The 15,325-nt window shown below is 69.3% G+C and carries 11 protein-coding genes; 8 read left to right on the plus strand and 3 right to left on the minus strand.

The window, feature by feature from the left end:
- Nucleotides 1–67 precede the first annotated feature (67 nt).
- Together J0X25_RS22030 and J0X25_RS22035 are read left to right on the plus strand one after the other, a co-directional pair.
- Nucleotides 68–1,489, plus strand: a complete 1,422-nt coding sequence (locus J0X25_RS22030) for an APC family permease (RefSeq protein ID WP_207289597.1) — start codon at nt 68–70, stop codon at nt 1,487–1,489.
- 19 nt (nt 1,490–1,508) lie between these two features.
- Entirely contained in the window at nt 1,509–2,225 is a 717-nt protein-coding gene (locus J0X25_RS22035) for a universal stress protein (RefSeq protein WP_207289599.1), read from the plus strand.
- Between the two features lie 114 nt (nt 2,226–2,339).
- Here the strand turns inward: J0X25_RS22035 and J0X25_RS22040 are convergent, their stop codons facing one another.
- Nucleotides 2,340–3,227, minus strand: coding sequence for a universal stress protein (locus tag J0X25_RS22040; RefSeq protein WP_207289601.1), 888 nt, complete (start codon nt 3,225–3,227; stop codon nt 2,340–2,342).
- Nucleotides 3,228–3,409: 182 nt separating this feature from the next.
- Between J0X25_RS22040 and mutS the strand changes: the two genes are divergently transcribed.
- Both mutS and J0X25_RS22050 read left to right on the plus strand, forming a co-directional pair.
- A complete protein-coding gene (gene mutS, locus J0X25_RS22045; protein ID WP_207289603.1) occupies nt 3,410–6,139 on the plus strand; it encodes a DNA mismatch repair protein MutS in 2,730 nt (909 codons plus the stop codon).
- Nucleotides 6,140–6,214: 75 nt separating this feature from the next.
- The gene (locus J0X25_RS22050; protein WP_207289605.1) at nt 6,215–8,167 is read left to right on the plus strand and encodes a PAS domain-containing protein; all 1,953 of its coding nucleotides are present in this window, start codon (nt 6,215–6,217) and stop codon (nt 8,165–8,167) included.
- A 7-nt stretch (nt 8,168–8,174) separates the two neighbouring features.
- On the opposite strand, the gene J0X25_RS22055 is transcribed toward J0X25_RS22050, so the two are convergent.
- The gene (locus J0X25_RS22055) at nt 8,175–9,011 is read right to left on the minus strand and encodes a YihY/virulence factor BrkB family protein (RefSeq protein ID WP_207289607.1); all 837 of its coding nucleotides are present in this window, start codon (nt 9,009–9,011) and stop codon (nt 8,175–8,177) included.
- A gap of 169 nt (nt 9,012–9,180) precedes the next feature.
- Between J0X25_RS22055 and J0X25_RS22060 the strand changes: the two genes are divergently transcribed.
- From J0X25_RS22060 to mutL, 3 genes are all read left to right on the plus strand, one after another.
- Nucleotides 9,181–9,978 carry an SDR family NAD(P)-dependent oxidoreductase gene (locus J0X25_RS22060; protein WP_207289609.1) on the plus strand — a complete coding sequence of 266 codons (798 nt, stop codon included), beginning with the start codon at nt 9,181–9,183 and terminating at the stop codon, nt 9,976–9,978.
- Nucleotides 9,979–10,345: 367 nt separating this feature from the next.
- The gene (locus tag J0X25_RS22065) at nt 10,346–11,242 is read left to right on the plus strand and encodes a dihydrodipicolinate synthase family protein (RefSeq protein ID WP_207289611.1); all 897 of its coding nucleotides are present in this window, start codon (nt 10,346–10,348) and stop codon (nt 11,240–11,242) included.
- 185 nt (nt 11,243–11,427) lie between these two features.
- Nucleotides 11,428–13,680, plus strand: coding sequence for a DNA mismatch repair endonuclease MutL (gene mutL, locus J0X25_RS22070; protein ID WP_207289613.1), 2,253 nt, complete (start codon nt 11,428–11,430; stop codon nt 13,678–13,680).
- A 41-nt stretch (nt 13,681–13,721) separates the two neighbouring features.
- Here mutL and J0X25_RS22075 read toward each other — a convergent pair whose 3' ends face one another.
- Entirely contained in the window at nt 13,722–13,931 is a 210-nt protein-coding gene (locus tag J0X25_RS22075) for a hypothetical protein (protein ID WP_207289614.1), read from the minus strand.
- A gap of 208 nt (nt 13,932–14,139) precedes the next feature.
- On the opposite strand from J0X25_RS22075, the gene rtcA reads away from it, so the two are divergent.
- The gene (gene rtcA / locus J0X25_RS22080; protein WP_207289616.1) at nt 14,140–15,294 is read left to right on the plus strand and encodes an RNA 3'-terminal phosphate cyclase; all 1,155 of its coding nucleotides are present in this window, start codon (nt 14,140–14,142) and stop codon (nt 15,292–15,294) included.
- Nucleotides 15,295–15,325: the final 31 nt, after the last annotated feature.

Raw genomic sequence — 15,325 nt, forward strand, 5'->3', positions numbered from 1 at the left:
TGGCGAATCGCCGACAGTCGCCGAATTTGACAGTAGACATATACGTTCGGCCGTGATTCCGGGCGGTATGGGCGGTCCGTCGCCGTCGACCGAGGGGACGAACATCGATGGCGAGTCGCCTCGAGGCGACCCCACGATCGAAACCGACGAGGCGACGATCACGGACGACGCCGAACTCGAGCGAACGCTCGGGCTCACCGGCGGTCTCGCGATCGGTATCGGAACGATGATCGGCGCGGGCATCTTCGTCTTCCCGGGGCTGGCGGCCGGTCAGGCCGGGCCGGCCGCGGCGGGGTCGTTCGCCATCGGAGCGGTCGTCGCACTGCTGGTCGCGCTCCCGGCCTCCGAACTCGCGACGGCGATGCCAAAGAGCGGCGGTGGATACTACTTCATCTCGCGCGCCCTCGGCGCGCTCGCGGGCGCCGTCGTCGGCCTGTCGCTGTGGTTCGGGCTGGTGTTCGCGACGGCCTTCTACCTCGTCGGGTTCGGCTACTACGCCGTCGACACGCTCGCCGAACTCGGCGTGACGGTCGGCGAGGGACCGGTCATTCCGGTCGCACTGTTGTTCGGCGCGGGCTTTACCGTCCTGAACGTGACGGGAACGGAAAACGCGGCGAAACTCCAGAACGGGATCGTCGCGCTGTTGCTGTCGATTCTGGCGGTGTTTCTCACGTACGGCGGCCTCGACGCGGTCGGACTGGTGGGCGAACCGGCGCCGCCCGAGCGGTTCGCCCCCTTCGGCGCGATGCCGGTGTTGACGACGGCGGCGCTCGTCTTCACCTCCTATCTGGGCTTCGCGCAAGTTGCGACCGTCGCCGGCGAGATGCGAGACCCCGGCCGGAACCTGCCGCTGGCGATGGTCGGCTCCGTGGTGGTCGTCGGCCTGCTCTACGTGGTGACGATCTTCGTCGCGACGAGCGCGTTCGGGAGCGAAACGCTCGCGGGCTTCGGCGAGACGGCGATGGTCGAGGTCGGGCGCCACTATCTGGGTGCCGCCGGCGCCGTCGCGATCGTCTTCGGCGGCCTGCTCGCGACGATGTCCAGCGCCAACGCGTCGGTGCTCAGCACCTCGCGGGCCATCTACGCCGTCTCGCGGGACGCCCTGTTGCCGCGACGAGCGAGCCACATCAACCTCCGCTACGGCACGCCACACGTCGCACTGGGAATGGCCGGGGGGCCGATTCTCGTCCTGACCGCGACCGGCCAGGTCGAACTGCTCGCCGAGGTCGCTTCCTTCCTGCATCTGGTCATGTACGGGCTGATCTGCGTCGCACTGATCGCGCTCCGTCGGAACGAACCGGCGTGGTACGATCCCGACTTCCGAGTGCCGGGCTACCCCGTCGTCCCCGTTCTCGGGGCGATCACCAGCTTCGCCATGATCGGGTTCATGCAGCCCGCCTCGCAGATCGTCGGCGTCGGGATCATGCTCGTGACCGCCGGCTGGTACGCCTACTACGCGCGGGACGTGCGCCTGCGGGGTGAACTCTGATGATCCGGGGTGAGTCTCGATGACGCGGGTCCTCGTTCCGCTGGCGATCCTCGAGGGCGAATCGCTCTCCCCCGGGCTGACGACGCTACTCCAGTCGGTCGACGTTACCGTCCTCGGCTACCACGTCCTGCCCGAGCAGACGCCCCCCGACCAGGCGCGACTGCAGTACGAGGAGCGGGCGACCGCCGCCCTCGAGGATCTCGTCGCGACGTTCGAGGCGACCGGCGGGAGCGCCGATCACCGGCTCGTGTTCACCCACGACCGGGACCAGACGATCGAACGAGTCGCCGCGGAGACGTCGGCGGACGCCTACGCCATCACCGGCGCGAGCGGGCAGATCGATCGGATCCTCGTGTCGCTGACGGGCGACGTGGCCGTCGATCGGAACGTCTCGTTCGTCACCTCGCTGGTCGGCGACCGCGAGATCGGCGTCACGCTCTTTCTGGCGACCGACGACGCGAGTCGGGAGGCGAGCGCGGAACTGCTCGATGCGGCCGCCGAACGGCTCTCCGAGCGCGGAATCGACGTCGAAACCGAACTGGCCGTCGACGCGCCCGCCCTCGAGACCCTGCTCGATACCGCGGTCGACCACGACGCCATCGTCGTGGGAGAACGGGCGCCCTCGCTCCGATCGCTCGTCCTCGGCGGGGAGGCCGAGCGGATCGCCGCCGAGTCGATCGCGCCGGTCCTCGTCGTTCGGAACGTCGACGGGGATCGGCCTGCGGACGATTCTTGACCAGCGACTCCGGACGGCCCCTGACAGGGGACTGCGAACGACCCCTGACGGGGACGGCGAACGGAGCGAAACTGATCGTCCCACCGATCCGCACCGGGCCGGCAGCGCCGACAGTTACGGGGAATCGTCCTCGCTCTCGTTCGTTCCCTCGAGCGTGTACACCACGTCAGCGGGCCTCTCGTCGGCCGACTCATCGCCAGCGCTCCCCTCGTCGGGCGCGTCACCGCCGCCGCTTTCCTCGTCGGTCGCGTTCTCGTCGGCGCCTCCTTCGCTCTCCGCCTCGAGGTACTCGCCCCGAATGACGAGTACCGGGTCGACCGTCTCCCGGGCCAGCCGCTCGGCGCGGTCCCGGAAGACGTAGCGGCGGATCGACGGCCGGCTCTCGCCGACGACCAGCAGGTCGTGATCGGCCGCGGCCTCGAGGATGGCAGCCGTCGGCGAGCCGTCGACGATGACCGTCCGCTCGATTCGGTCGCGATCGACGCCCTCGTCGACCAGCGCGGCGCGGGCCGTCTCGAGCAGTTCCGCGCCCGCCTCCCGACGCGACTCGTCGCCGGCGACGTGGAACAGCGTCACCTCGAGGTCGGTGCCGTCGAGCACCGTCCGCAGCAGTCGCGCGATGTGGTCGACGTTGACGTCGCTCCGGATCGCCACGAGGACGGTTTCGAGGACCGGCGCCGGGTTGAGCAACAGGACGGCGTCGCAGGATTCGTCCACGGCGACGCGTTCGAACGTCTGTAGCCGATCGTGGGTAAAGGCGAGCCGGGACGCGACGTCGCAGCCGGCGTCCTCGAACACGGTTCGGAGTTCCTCGAGTTCGGTCCGTGCGCGGTCGCCGAACTGGTCGCGCGCCTGTTCTGGCGGGGTCTGATCGGGCAGTTCGCGGTAGCCCAGCAGGACGACCGGAATCGACGCGAACGCGTCGACGACCGTCGCCGGGACGGCCTCTCCCTCGAGGACGTCGACCGGGACGAGCACGCGGTGATCGCGGGGTGAAGACATGACTGGACTGGGCCGTCCTACCACGGTGGGCGCCATATACCCCCGCCAGCGGGTCGGCGGCGCACGCGGCGATCGACCGTCGCACCCTCGCCGACGGCGAGGAGTCCGTCGAACGGCTTCCGCCCCATCACTGCCACCGCGGATCCCGCAGGGTTTTTGCGGTGGAGGGACAGTCTCCGCCTATGACAGAGGCGACGGGTATCGTCGGGGAGTTCCTCTCACTGAAGGAGGACACCGACGCCGATCTGCTGACGATGCAGTGCGGTGACTTCTACGAGTTCTTCGGCGAGGACGCCGAGACCGTCAGCGACGAACTCGATCTCAAGGTCTCCCAGAAGTCCTCCCACGGCTCGTCGTATCCGATGGCCGGGGTGCCGGTCGACGATCTGACGCCGTACCTGAAGGCGCTGGTCGAGCGCGGCTACCGCGTCGCCGTCGCCGACCAGTACGAGACCGACTCCGGGCACGCGCGCGAGGTCGTCCGCGTCGTCACGCCGGGGACGCTACTCGAGACGAGCGACGCCGACGCGCAGTATCTCGCGGCGGTCGTCGACGGGACCGGCGGGAGCAACGGAGGCGGTAGGGGCTCGAGCGGGACCGGCGACGGCTACGGCCTCGCCTTCGCGGACGTGACCACGGGGCGGTTCCTCGTGGCCGACGCCGACGACGCCGACGACGCGCTGACGGAACTGTACCGGTTCGATCCCGTCGAGGTGCTGCCGGGCCCGAACGTGCGAACGAACGACGACCTGCTGGGGCTGGTCCGCGAGCGCATCGACGCCGCGCTCACGCTCCACGAGACCGAGGCGTTCGCGCCCAAGCGAGCGGCCCACACCGTCCGCGAGCAGTTCGGCGAGGAGACGGTCGACCGCCTCGCCGTCGGCGACTCGACGCTCGCGGCCGCCGGGGCGATCCTGGACTACGTCGAGGAGACCGGTACCGGCGTGCTCGCCTCGATGACCCGCATCCAGGCCCACCACGGCGACGACCACGTCACGCTGGACGCGACCACCCAGCGCAACCTCGAGTTGACCGAGACCATGCAGGGCGAGCGCGAGGGCTCGCTGTTCGCGACGATCGACCACACCGAGACCAGCGCCGGCGGGCGGTTGCTCAAGGAGTGGCTCCAGCGGCCGAGACGGTCGCTCGAGACCCTCGAGCGCCGCCAGGAGAGCGTCGCGGCGCTGTCGTCGGCGGCGCTGGCCCGCGACGAGTTGCAGGACCGACTCGGCGACGCCTACGATCTGGCGCGGCTGGCCTCGAAGGCCAGCCACGGCAGCGCCGACGCGCGGGACCTGCTCTCCGTGCGGGGGACGCTCGCGGTTCTGCCCGCGCTCGCCGAAACCATCGAGTCGAACCCCGACCTCGCGGCGTCGCCGCTGTCGGCAATCGTCGACCGGCCCGACCGGGAGGCCGCCAGCGAACTGCGGGAGGCCCTCGAGGAGGCCATCGCCGACGAGCCGCCGTCGACCGTCACGCAGGGCGGCCTCCTCCAGCGGGGGTACGACGACGACCTCGACGAGGTGATCGAGCGCCACGAGGAGGTCAAGCGCTGGCTCGACACCCTCGCCGACCGCGAGAAGGAGCAGTACGGCCTGAGCCACGTGACCGTCGACCGGAACAAGACCGACGGCTACTACATCCAGGTCGGCAAGTCCGCGGCCGACGGCGTTCCGGACCACTACGAGGAGATCAAGACGCTCAAGAACTCGAAGCGGTTCACCACCGACGAACTCGAGGCGAAGGAGCGCGAAATCCTGCGCCTCGAGGAGCAACGGGGCGACCTCGAGTACGAACTGTTCGAAGAACTCCGCGAGGAGGTCGCAGCGCGGGCCGAACTGCTGCAGGACGTCGGCCGGGCGCTGGCGACCGTCGACGCGCTGGCGAGTCTGGCGACCCACGCCGCGGAGAATCGGTGGGTTCAGCCGGAACTGCATCGGGGCGATCGCCTCGAGATCGAGCAGGGCCGCCACCCCGTGGTCGAGCAGACGACGGAGTTCGTCCCGAACGACGTCCGACTGGACGAGGATCGCGGCTTCCTCGTCGTCACCGGCCCCAACATGTCCGGGAAGTCCACCTACATGCGACAGGTGGCCTGCATCGTCCTGCTGGCTCAGATCGGCGGCTTCGTCCCCGCCGAGTCGGCCGAGATCGGGCTGGTCGACGGCATCTTCACCCGCGTCGGCGCGCTCGACGAACTCGCGCAGGGGCGGTCGACGTTCATGGTCGAGATGAGCGAACTCTCGAACATCCTCCACACCGCGACCGAGGACTCCCTCGTCATTCTGGACGAAGTCGGCCGCGGGACGGCGACCTACGACGGCATCTCGATCGCGTGGGCCGCCACGGAGTATCTACACAACGAAGTACGGGCGAAGACGTTGTTCGCCACCCACTACCACGAACTGACCGGGCTCGCCGAGAACCTCCCGCGAGTCGCGAACGTCCACATCGCGGCCGACGAGCGCGACGGTGACGTCACCTTCCTCCGGACGGTTCGGGACGGCCCGACGGACCGCTCCTACGGGATCCACGTCGCCGACCTCGCGGGGGTGCCGGACCCCGTCGTCGATCGCTCGAGGGAGGTTCTCGAGCGCCTCCGCGAGGAGAAAGCGATCGAAGCGAAGGGCGGGACCTCGAGCGAACCCGTGCAGGCGGTGTTCGATCTGGGGAGCGGGACGATGCAGACGCAACCGCAGGCGGGCGACGGAGATCAGGGACGGTCCCGGACGCAGGCGGCGTCGACCGACGGTGGCCCGGCGGAGCCCAGCCCCGAGGGACAGGCGCTCGATCCCGCCGCCGAGGCCGTCCTCGAGGAACTCGAGTCGATCGACGTCAACACGACGCCGCCGATCGAACTCGTCTCGACGGTCCAGGAGCTCCAGGAGCGACTCGAGGAGACGGATCGCTGATTCCCTCGTGGTCCGGGAACGAATCGGACGGGCCCAAACCTTCATTCGACCCGTGACGAAATAGGGCGTATTCCGATGACCGCCGACGACGAGTCCGACGAGCGACGACGGCGGCAGCGCTACCACGAGGCGGTCCTCGACCTCGTGACCGACGACGACGTCGTCGAGGGCGCCTTCGAGGCCGCCGTCCGTTCGATCACGGAGACGGCCACCGAAATCGTCGGCGCGACTCGCGTCAGCGTCTGGCTGTTCGACGACGGCGGCGACCGCCTCCGCTGTGTCGACCGCTACGACGACCGCACGGACGACCACTCCGGCGGCGCGGAACTGGTCTCGGCCGACTATCCCGCGTACTTCGAGGCGTTGCGGACGAACCGATCGATCAGCGCCGTCGACGCCCGCTCGGATCCGCGAACGCGGGAACTGACGGCGGACTACCTCGAGCCGCAGGCGATCGACTCGCTGCTCGACGCGACGCTCCGGTCGGAAGGGGACGTGATCGGCGTCGTCTGTCACGAACAGGTCGGCCGGACCCGCGAGTGGACCGACGCCGAGATCCAGTTCGCCGGCGACGTCGCGGACGTCGTCCATCGAGCCCTGCGCAACCACCGCAGCGCCGAGCAGCGACGGGAACTCGAGTTCCGCCGGTCGCTCCTCGAGGCCCAGCAGGAGGCGATGCCCGACGGGGTCCTCGTCGTCGGCGACGGCGGCGAACTTCGCTCCTGGAACACCCGGTTTCGCGACCTGTGGGACCTCTCGGCGGACGGACTCGAGTCGCCCCGCGGCGACGCCGTCCTCGAACGCATTCGCGACCGGGTCGCGGATCCGGCGGCGTTCGTCCGCCGGGTCGAACAGCTCACCGAGAACCCCGCGGAAACGAGTCACGACGAGCTCGCGCTCGAGGACGGCCGGGTGTTCGAGCTCTACTCGACGCCGGTTCGCAGCGACGCGGGAACGCAGTACGGCCGCCTCTGGCTCGTTCGGGACATCACCGAGCGAACGAAGCGACAGGACGAACTCGAGTTGAAGAACCGGGCGATAGACGAGGCGCCGATCGGGATCACGCTCAGCGATCCGGAGCAGCCGGACAACCCCCTCGTCTACGCGAACGACCAGTTCGAACGGCTCACCGGGTACTCCCGCGCGGAGATTCTCGGGCGGAACTGTCGGTTCCTCCAGGGCGACCGAACCGAGCCCGAGCCGGTCGCCGACCTGCGCGCGGCGATCGACGGGGAACGATCGAACACGGTCGAACTCCGCAACTATCGGAAGGACGGCAGCGAGTTCTGGAACCGGGTCACCGTCGCCCCGGTGGCCGACGAGAACGGGGACGTGACGAACTACGTCGGGTTCCAGCAGGACGTCACCGAGCGCAAGGAGGCGACGCGACAGCTCCGCGTGCTCCACCGCGTCCTGCGACACAACCTCGCCAACCAGATGAGCATCATTCGGGGGACCGCCGAACAGCTCGGCGAGGAGTCGTCCGGCGAGACCGAAGGCGCCGCCGAGACGATCGTCGAGGAGGTCGACCGGCTGCTCGGCCTGACCGACAAGCACCGATCGATCGTCCGGCTGTTGAGCGAGCGACCGACGCCGGAACCGATCGCACTCGAGCCGCTGTGTCGCCGATCGTGTCGGAGCGTCCGCGCGGACTACCCCGACGCCGACGTCGCGCTCGCGGGAGATTTCGACGCGACCGTCGTCGCGATCCCGGCGCTCGAGACGGCGATTCGCGAACTCCTCGCGAACGGCGTCGTCCACGGCGACCGGGAGTCGACGCCCGTCGAATTCCGCGTCGAGCGCCGGCCCGACACCGTCCTGTTGCGGATCGGCGACGACGGTCCCGGCCTCCCCGAGGCGGAGCGGCGGATCATCGCCGGCGACGGGACGGTCGAACCGCTCTACCACGGCCTCGGGATGGGACTCTGGCTCGTTCACTGGATCGTCTCCCTCTCCCGCGGGACGATCGCCGTCGAGGAGACGGGCCCGGATGGAACGACGATTCGGATCGAACTCTCGCGCGGATAAGTACGGTTCACGCGCCGAGCGTGTCCTGCGCCGCACCGTCGTCGGCGCCGGAGCCGTCCTCGCGGTCGGTCGCGTGGTGGCCCCCGATCACGACGTTGACCGCCGCGCCGACCAGCAGGACTAACGCGTTCCCGTAGAGCCAGATGAGCAACAGGATGATCGCGCCGAACGTCTCGAACGTGCCGACGGTGTTGACCAGCCCCACGTAGACCCCGAAGACGGTCTCGAGGACGACCCACCCTCCGGCGGCGATGAGGGTTCCCGGGAGGGCCTCGCGAACCGACACGTCGGGGTCCGGGAAGATGTAGTACATCGGGAAGAATCCGACCGAGAGGGCGACGAACAGGGCGATCGGCGTCGCCGCCTGAACGACGGGGTTATCGACCGAGGCCAGCGTCGTCGTCCCGAAGCCGGCACCGACGGTGGCGATCAGGATGACCGCGAAGACGACGGCGCCGTTGACGACCTTCTCGGGGAACGAGTTCTCGCCGTCCGCGTAGAGTTCGTCGAAGGCGGTCGTGACCCCCCGAAAGATGCGCAGCATCCCCCACAGCAGCGAGACGAGGCCGATCAGCGACGCGCCGCCGCGCTCGGAGGCGTGGGTCAGCGCCTCGTAGACCAGCCCCTGTCCGGCGGGACTGAGGTGATCCCGCGCCATCACGACGATCTGCTCGGTCAGGTACTCGTTGCCGACCGCACCCGCGACGATAAACAGCAGGAGGAGCAACGGCAACAGCGAGAGAAAGGCGGCGTGGGCGATGCTGCCCGCCATGAACGTCACGTTGTGCTCGTCGACGACGGCGACGACGTCTCGAGCGACGGCGTAGATCCGTCGCGCATCCATACCGACTCGAGGCGTGCGAGGCCGAAAAGACCGCTGCTGTCAATCGCCACCATGTCCCACGCGAGTGTGCCCGCCGCCGGCGCCGGCGGGAGCGTTGTTCGCTCGATCGCCCGACGGCGACCGCGTCAGATCGGTACACCTATGGTCCGATGGGACACGAGTTAGCACGATGCACGAAGCGGAATTCGACGTATCCGGGAAGACGGCTATCGTCACCGGCGCGAGTCAGGGTATCGGGGAATCGATCGCGAAGACCCTCGCGGCCGGCGGGGCAGACGTCGCGATCTGTTCGCGATCGATGGATCGGGTCGGTCCCGTCGCCGAGGAAATCAACGACGCCGCGAGCACCGGCGACGCGCTGGCCGTCGAGTGTAACGTCCGCGAGCGCGACCAGGTCCAGAATCTCGTCGACGAAACCGTCGACGAGTTCGGCGATATCGACGTGCTGGTCAACAACGCCGGTGGCGAGTTCGTCGCCCCGTTCGAGGAGATTTCGGCGAACGGCTGGCAGACCATCGTCGACCTCAACCTCAACAGCACGGTCCACTGCACCCAACTCGCGGGCGAGGTCATGCGCGAGGGCGACGGCGGGACCATCATCAACCTCTCGTCGGTCAACGGCCAGCACGCCGCGCCCGGCGAGAGCCACTACGGCGCGTCGAAGGCGGCGATCATCCGCCTGACCGAGACGCTCGCCGTCGAGTGGGCCGAACACGACATCCGCGTCAACTGCGTCGCGCCGGGCCTGATCCAGACCCCCGGCGTCGCCGAGACGCTGGGCATCGACAGCGAGGACATGCCGCCTCGAGAACAGGCCGAGCGCCGCATCGGCCATCCCGAAGAGATCGCCGACGTGGTCCAGTTCCTCGTCAGTCCCGCCGCCTCGTTCATGAACGGCGAGACCGTGACGGTGAAGGGCGTTCCGCGGGCCGGGAATTCGATGTCACAGGATCTGGGGCTCGAGTAGCGCGATTTCGTCTATTTTCCACGCGGCGCGCGCAGGACCGCGGTGAGCCAATAGCGAACCGCGGTCTGATCCCGTGCGAGGGATGAGTGAGGGAGCGCAGTCGTTCGAAAGACGCGAAGCGTCTTTCGTGATGACGAGAGACCTTTGGTCTCTCGAACCACGACCGAACGAATCGGCTGGGGAGGGTGTGGAAATCCCCGTTGCCACGCGAGCGGAAGACCTGTTGATCATCACGTTCGAGACCACTTCGGGACGAACGCCGGTTGCACTGTACTCTGCTCGAGCGAGTCACCGCGACCACCTCGAGCGCTCCCGAATCGAAATCGAGAGCACGTACGTTTTTGCAGCCACCCGAAAACACCAACGTATGAATCTCCAGCAGGCGCTCGAGGGAATCACCACGCCCCTCGTCACCCCCTTCGAACCCGACTCGAGCGACGTCGACGAACCCGCGTTCCGCGACCTGATCGAGCACCTCCTCGAGAACGACATCGACGGCCTCTTTCCCTGCGGCACGACGGGCGAGTTCGCCAGCCTCGCGCCCGCGGAACGCCGGCGCGTCCACGAGATCGCGGTTGACGCGGCCGGCGGCGAGGTTCCGGTGCTCGCGGGCGCTGCGGCCACGACGGTCGACGAGGCCGTCGCCTACGCCGAGCACGCCGCCGAGATCGGCGCCGACGCCGCGGTCGTCACGGAGCCGTACTTCCACGGGCCCAACGACCCCGCCGGAAACCGGCGGTTCTTCGAGGCCGTCGCCGACCGCTCCCCGCTGCCGATCCTGCTCTACAACATCCCGCCGTGTACCGGCGGCTCGATCGCCGTCGAGACGATTTCGGCGCTGGCCGACCACGAGAACGTCGTCGGCATCAAGGACTCGAGCGGCGACCTCGAGTATTTCCTCTCGGTCGTGCGGCGAACGCCCGACGAGTTCGTCGTGCTACAGGGGTACGACGCGCTGCTCGTCCCCGCGCTGCGGATGGGCGCCGACGGCGGCCTGAACGCGCTCTCGAACGTCGCGCCGGCGCAGTACGGCGAACTGTACGAGACCGCAGACGACGACCGCGGCGCGGAACTGCAGGACGCGATCGCGCCGCTGTTCGACGCCTGCGCCGCCCACGGGTTCGCGCCGGCGACGAAGACCGCGCTCGAGCACCGCGGCCTGCTTCCCTCGGATGCCGTCCGACCGCCGCTGGTCGAGGTGCCCGCGGACGGTCGCAACGCGATCGGGAACGCAGTGGACGGACTGCTCGAGGGCGGCGAATAGTCGCCATCGCGGCAACCGCGAGTGCGGCCGTCGATCCGACCGGGCAGTAACCCACAGTTTAACCTCGCTCGAGCGAGAGCGACCGCAATGAACCGAACGCGCGGAATCGAACGCGGTCGATCGCCGTCTCGCGGTCCCGGACCGGACCGCGAGTCCGCCGTTCGATCCCAGCCGCCTATCGAGCCATGACCGATCAGCCACCACAGGACACCGAGATCCGTCAGCTAGACGAGGACACTGTCGCCCGCATCGCCGCCGGCGAGGTCGTCGAGCGACCCGCGAGCGCCGTGAAAGAACTCCTCGAGAACAGCCTCGACGCCGACGCCTCGAGCGTCGACGTCACCGTCGAGGCGGGCGGGACCGACCTGATCCGAGTGGCCGACGACGGCCGCGGGATGAGCGAGACCGACCTCCGCGCGGCCGTCCGCGAACACACGACGAGCAAGATCGACGGGCTCGAGGACTTGGAGTCCGGCGTCGCCACGCTGGGCTTTCGGGGCGAGGCGCTGCACACCATCGGCTCCGTCTCCAGAATGACCATCCGTTCGCACCCGCGTGACGGCGCCGCGGACGAGGCGGGGACGGAACTCGTCTACGAGGGCGGCGAGGTGACGAGCGTCGAACCGACGGGCTGTCCCGCGGGCACGATCGTCGAGATCGAGGACCTCTTCTACAACACGCCCGCCCGCCGCAAGTTCCTCAAGACGACGGCCACGGAGTTCGCCCACGTCAACCGGATCGTCACCCGGTACGCGCTCGCGAACCCCGACGTGGCGGTCTCGCTGACCCACGACGGGCGCGAGGTGTTCGCGACGACCGGACAGGGCGATCTGCAGGCCGCAGTGATGGCGGTCTACGGACGGGAGGTCGCCTCCGCGATGATCCCCGTCGAGGCCGACGGCGACGATTTACCCCCGGGGCCGCTCGACTCGGTCTCGGGGCTGGTCTCCCACCCCGAAACCAACCGCTCGAGCCGCGAGTACCTCGCGACGTACGTCAACGGGCGGGCGGTGACCGCCGACGCCATCCGCGAGGGGATCATGGGCGCCTACGGCGCGCAACTGGGCGGCGACCGCTACCCGTTCGTGACGCTCTTTCTCGACGTTCCGGGCGACTCCGTGGACGTCAACGTCCACCCGCGCAAACGCGAGGTGCGGTTCGACGACGACGATTCGGTCCGCCGGCAGGTCGACGCCGCCGTCGAGTCGGCGCTGCTCGAGCACGGCCTCCTGCGCTCGCGGGCGCCCCGCGGTCGGTCGGCACCCGGCGAGGCCCGCGTCGATCCCGGCGACGCTCGCGAGTCCGAGGACGAACCGACGGCCGACGACCTTCCGGCGGCGCTCGAGGCCGACAGCGAATCGACGTCGGGAGCCGGGTCGCCGTCGAAATCGACGGCCGACGACACCGCAGCGGCCTCGTCGCGGTCGGCGTCGGCAGTCGATGCAGAGTCCGCCGACGCCGGTTCGACGACGGATTCGGACGAGACGCCGTCAGCCGGGAGCGCCTCGAGCGGTCCGTCGGGAACCGCTTCGAGCGGTCCGTCCGGTAGTTCATCGAGTGGTACGTCCGGCAGTCCCTCGAGTACGTCAGCGGAAAGTACCTCGAGCGAGCCGGCCAGCGACGACTCGAGCGGGTCATCCGGAACTCCCGCGAGTACCGCTCCGACGACCGGATCGACGACGTCTCGAGCGGACTCGAGCGCGGATCACGGGAGCGCCGACCGTGGACGGTCCAACCGAGAACAAACGGGCGATCGGCGCAAGTTCGACGCGGCCACCGAACAGCGGACGCTGTCGGGCGAACCGGCGACCGGGGACGGGACCGAGTTCGAGTCGCTGCCCGCGCTGCGGGTGCTCGGACAGCTTCACGACACCTACCTCGTCTGCGAGACCGACGACGGCCTCGTCCTGATCGACCAGCACGCCGCCGACGAGCGGGTCAACTACGAGCGCCTGCAGCGGGCGTTCGCCGACGACCCCGCCGCGCAGGCGCTCGCGGAGCCGGTCGAACTCGAGTTGACCGCCGCCGAGGCCGAGGCCTTCGAACACTACCGCGAGGCGCTCTCGCGGCTGGGGTTCTACGCCGACCGGGTCGACGACCGGACCGTCGCCGTGACGACGGTGCCCGCGGTGCTCGAGGAGACCATCGCGCCCGAGCGCCTGCGGGACGTCCTCACGTCGTTCGTCGAGGGCGACCGCGAGGCCGGCGCGGAGACGGTCGACGCGCTGGCCGACGAGTTCCTCGGCGATCTGGCCTGCTACCCGTCGATCACGGGGAACACGTCGCTGACGGAGGGATCGGTCGTCGACCTCCTCGAGGCGTTAGACGACTGCGGGAACCCGTACGCCTGTCCGCACGGCCGGCCGGTGATCGTTCGGTTCGACGAGCGAGAACTCGAGGATCGGTTCGAGCGCGATTATCCGGGTCATCAGGGGTGACGGTCGTCGATCGCTCGGCCCTCGAGCGGCCCGCGTCGGTGTTACTGGTCCCTGGTGTCGATGAGGTCGAACTCCTTCCAGAGTCCGACCAGAAGAAGGATCGCCACGAGTGCGAGGGCGACGATCAGGACGGTTTGCCACTCGCCGAGCGCCTTCGACTCGACCAGTCCGCCCGCCCAGCCGACCGTGAAGACGATCAACCCCGTCCCCGCGATGACGAGAAGGAGCAACCGATCGCTGAGTTCCGACATACGCGGCGATTGTCGTTCGGAAGTCGTAACCGCCCGGCCTGCAACGGCCGCCATCGTCGTCCTCCTGCGGTTTTACGGCTACTCGGACTGATAGTCGAGCCCCGTGACAGGACCTCGTAGCTCGGTGGCGCGTGGCCACCGGCCGTCACCGGCAACGATACCGGCTAACATCGGCACCGGTACGGTGCTCGAGTCCGTTTCGCCGGCCGTGACTACCGTGCGCGAACTCGACGGCGCGAACGCGGGCGGACAGTTCGTCCGCACCGCGCTCACGCTCTCGATCCTCGAGAACGAGCCCGTCCGCATCGAGAACGTCCGCGGGAACCGGTCCACGCCGGGACTGCGCCACCAGCATCTGGCCGTCCTCGAGACGCTGGCCGAACTCTGCGACGCCGACGTCTCGGGGGCGGAACTGGGCACGGAGACGATCGAATTCGATCCGGGCCTCGAGTCGACGCCGGACGCGACGGGCTGGAGCGGGCGGGGGCGGGGATCGCTCCCGGGCGGGGAGTACGCCGTCGATATCGGCACCGCGGGGAGCGCGACGCTGCTGTTCGACGCCCTCCTGCCGCTGGCGACCGTCCTCGAGGATCGGCTGACGGTGACCGCCACCGGTGGTACCGACGTGGCGTGGTCGCCGCCGCTGGACTACGTTCGGCGCGTGAAACTGCCGCTGCTCCGCCAGTTCGGTCTCGAGGCGACCTGCGAGGCCGACCGCCGGGGATTCTACCCCGACGGCGGCGGCCGGGTGCGGATGGACCTCGATCCCTCGCAGATCGAGCCGATCGAACTCGTGGAGCGGGGATCGCTCGAGGGGGTCCGTCTCTACTCGACCGAGTCGGAGTCGCTGGCCGACCGCGACGTCGCCCACCGGCAGGCCGAGGGCGCGCTCGAGCGGCTGGATTCCGATCTCGAAGTCCTCGAGCGGCGCGAGCGAGCGGTCGCGAGCCCCTCGCCGGGGTCGGCGATCGTGCTCCGGATCGATCACGGAACGGGGATCGCCGGCTTCACGGCGCTGGGTGAGCGCGGCAAGCCGGCCGAGCGAGTCGGTGAGGACGCCGCCGACGCCGCGAACCGGTTTCTCGACCGGGAGGGAGCGGACGCGTCGGCGCCGGCGCCGCCCGTCGACCGACACGTGGCCGACCAGCTGCTCGTCTTCCTTGCGCTCGCGGGCGGTCGCCTCCGAATTCCGGCCGTAACCGACCACGTGGCCGCGAATCGAGCGTTGCTCGAGGCGTTCGGCGCGGACATCGACCTCGAACGCGACTGCGACCGCGACGTCGCCGCAAGTTCCGACGGCGACGACGGTTCCGACGCCGATTCGACGGTGATCGTGACGGTCGACTCGCCGATCGGGAGCTGACCTGGGCCGCCTCGACGCGAGATCCGGGCCC

This window comes from Haloterrigena alkaliphila (assembly GCF_017352155.2).
Lineage (GTDB): Archaea > Halobacteriota > Halobacteria > Halobacteriales > Natrialbaceae > Haloterrigena > Haloterrigena alkaliphila.

Coding starts and splice junctions, on each gene's coding strand:
- J0X25_RS22055 (WP_207289607.1), bottom strand. CDS start 9,011: ATGGATGCGCGACGGATCTACGCCGTCGCTCGAGACGTCGTCGCCGTC.
- J0X25_RS22065 (WP_207289611.1), top strand. CDS start 10,346: ATGAATCTCCAGCAGGCGCTCGAGGGAATCACCACGCCCCTCGTCACC.
- J0X25_RS22075 (WP_207289614.1), bottom strand. CDS start 13,931: ATGTCGGAACTCAGCGATCGGTTGCTCCTTCTCGTCATCGCGGGGACG.
- J0X25_RS22040 (WP_207289601.1), bottom strand. CDS start 3,227: ATGTCTTCACCCCGCGATCACCGCGTGCTCGTCCCGGTCGACGTCCTC.
- J0X25_RS22050 (WP_207289605.1), top strand. CDS start 6,215: ATGACCGCCGACGACGAGTCCGACGAGCGACGACGGCGGCAGCGCTAC.
- mutL (WP_207289613.1), top strand. CDS start 11,428: ATGACCGATCAGCCACCACAGGACACCGAGATCCGTCAGCTAGACGAG.
- J0X25_RS22030 (WP_207289597.1), top strand. CDS start 68: ATGGGCGGTCCGTCGCCGTCGACCGAGGGGACGAACATCGATGGCGAG.
- J0X25_RS22060 (WP_207289609.1), top strand. CDS start 9,181: ATGCACGAAGCGGAATTCGACGTATCCGGGAAGACGGCTATCGTCACC.
- J0X25_RS22035 (WP_207289599.1), top strand. CDS start 1,509: ATGACGCGGGTCCTCGTTCCGCTGGCGATCCTCGAGGGCGAATCGCTC.
- mutS (WP_207289603.1), top strand. CDS start 3,410: ATGACAGAGGCGACGGGTATCGTCGGGGAGTTCCTCTCACTGAAGGAG.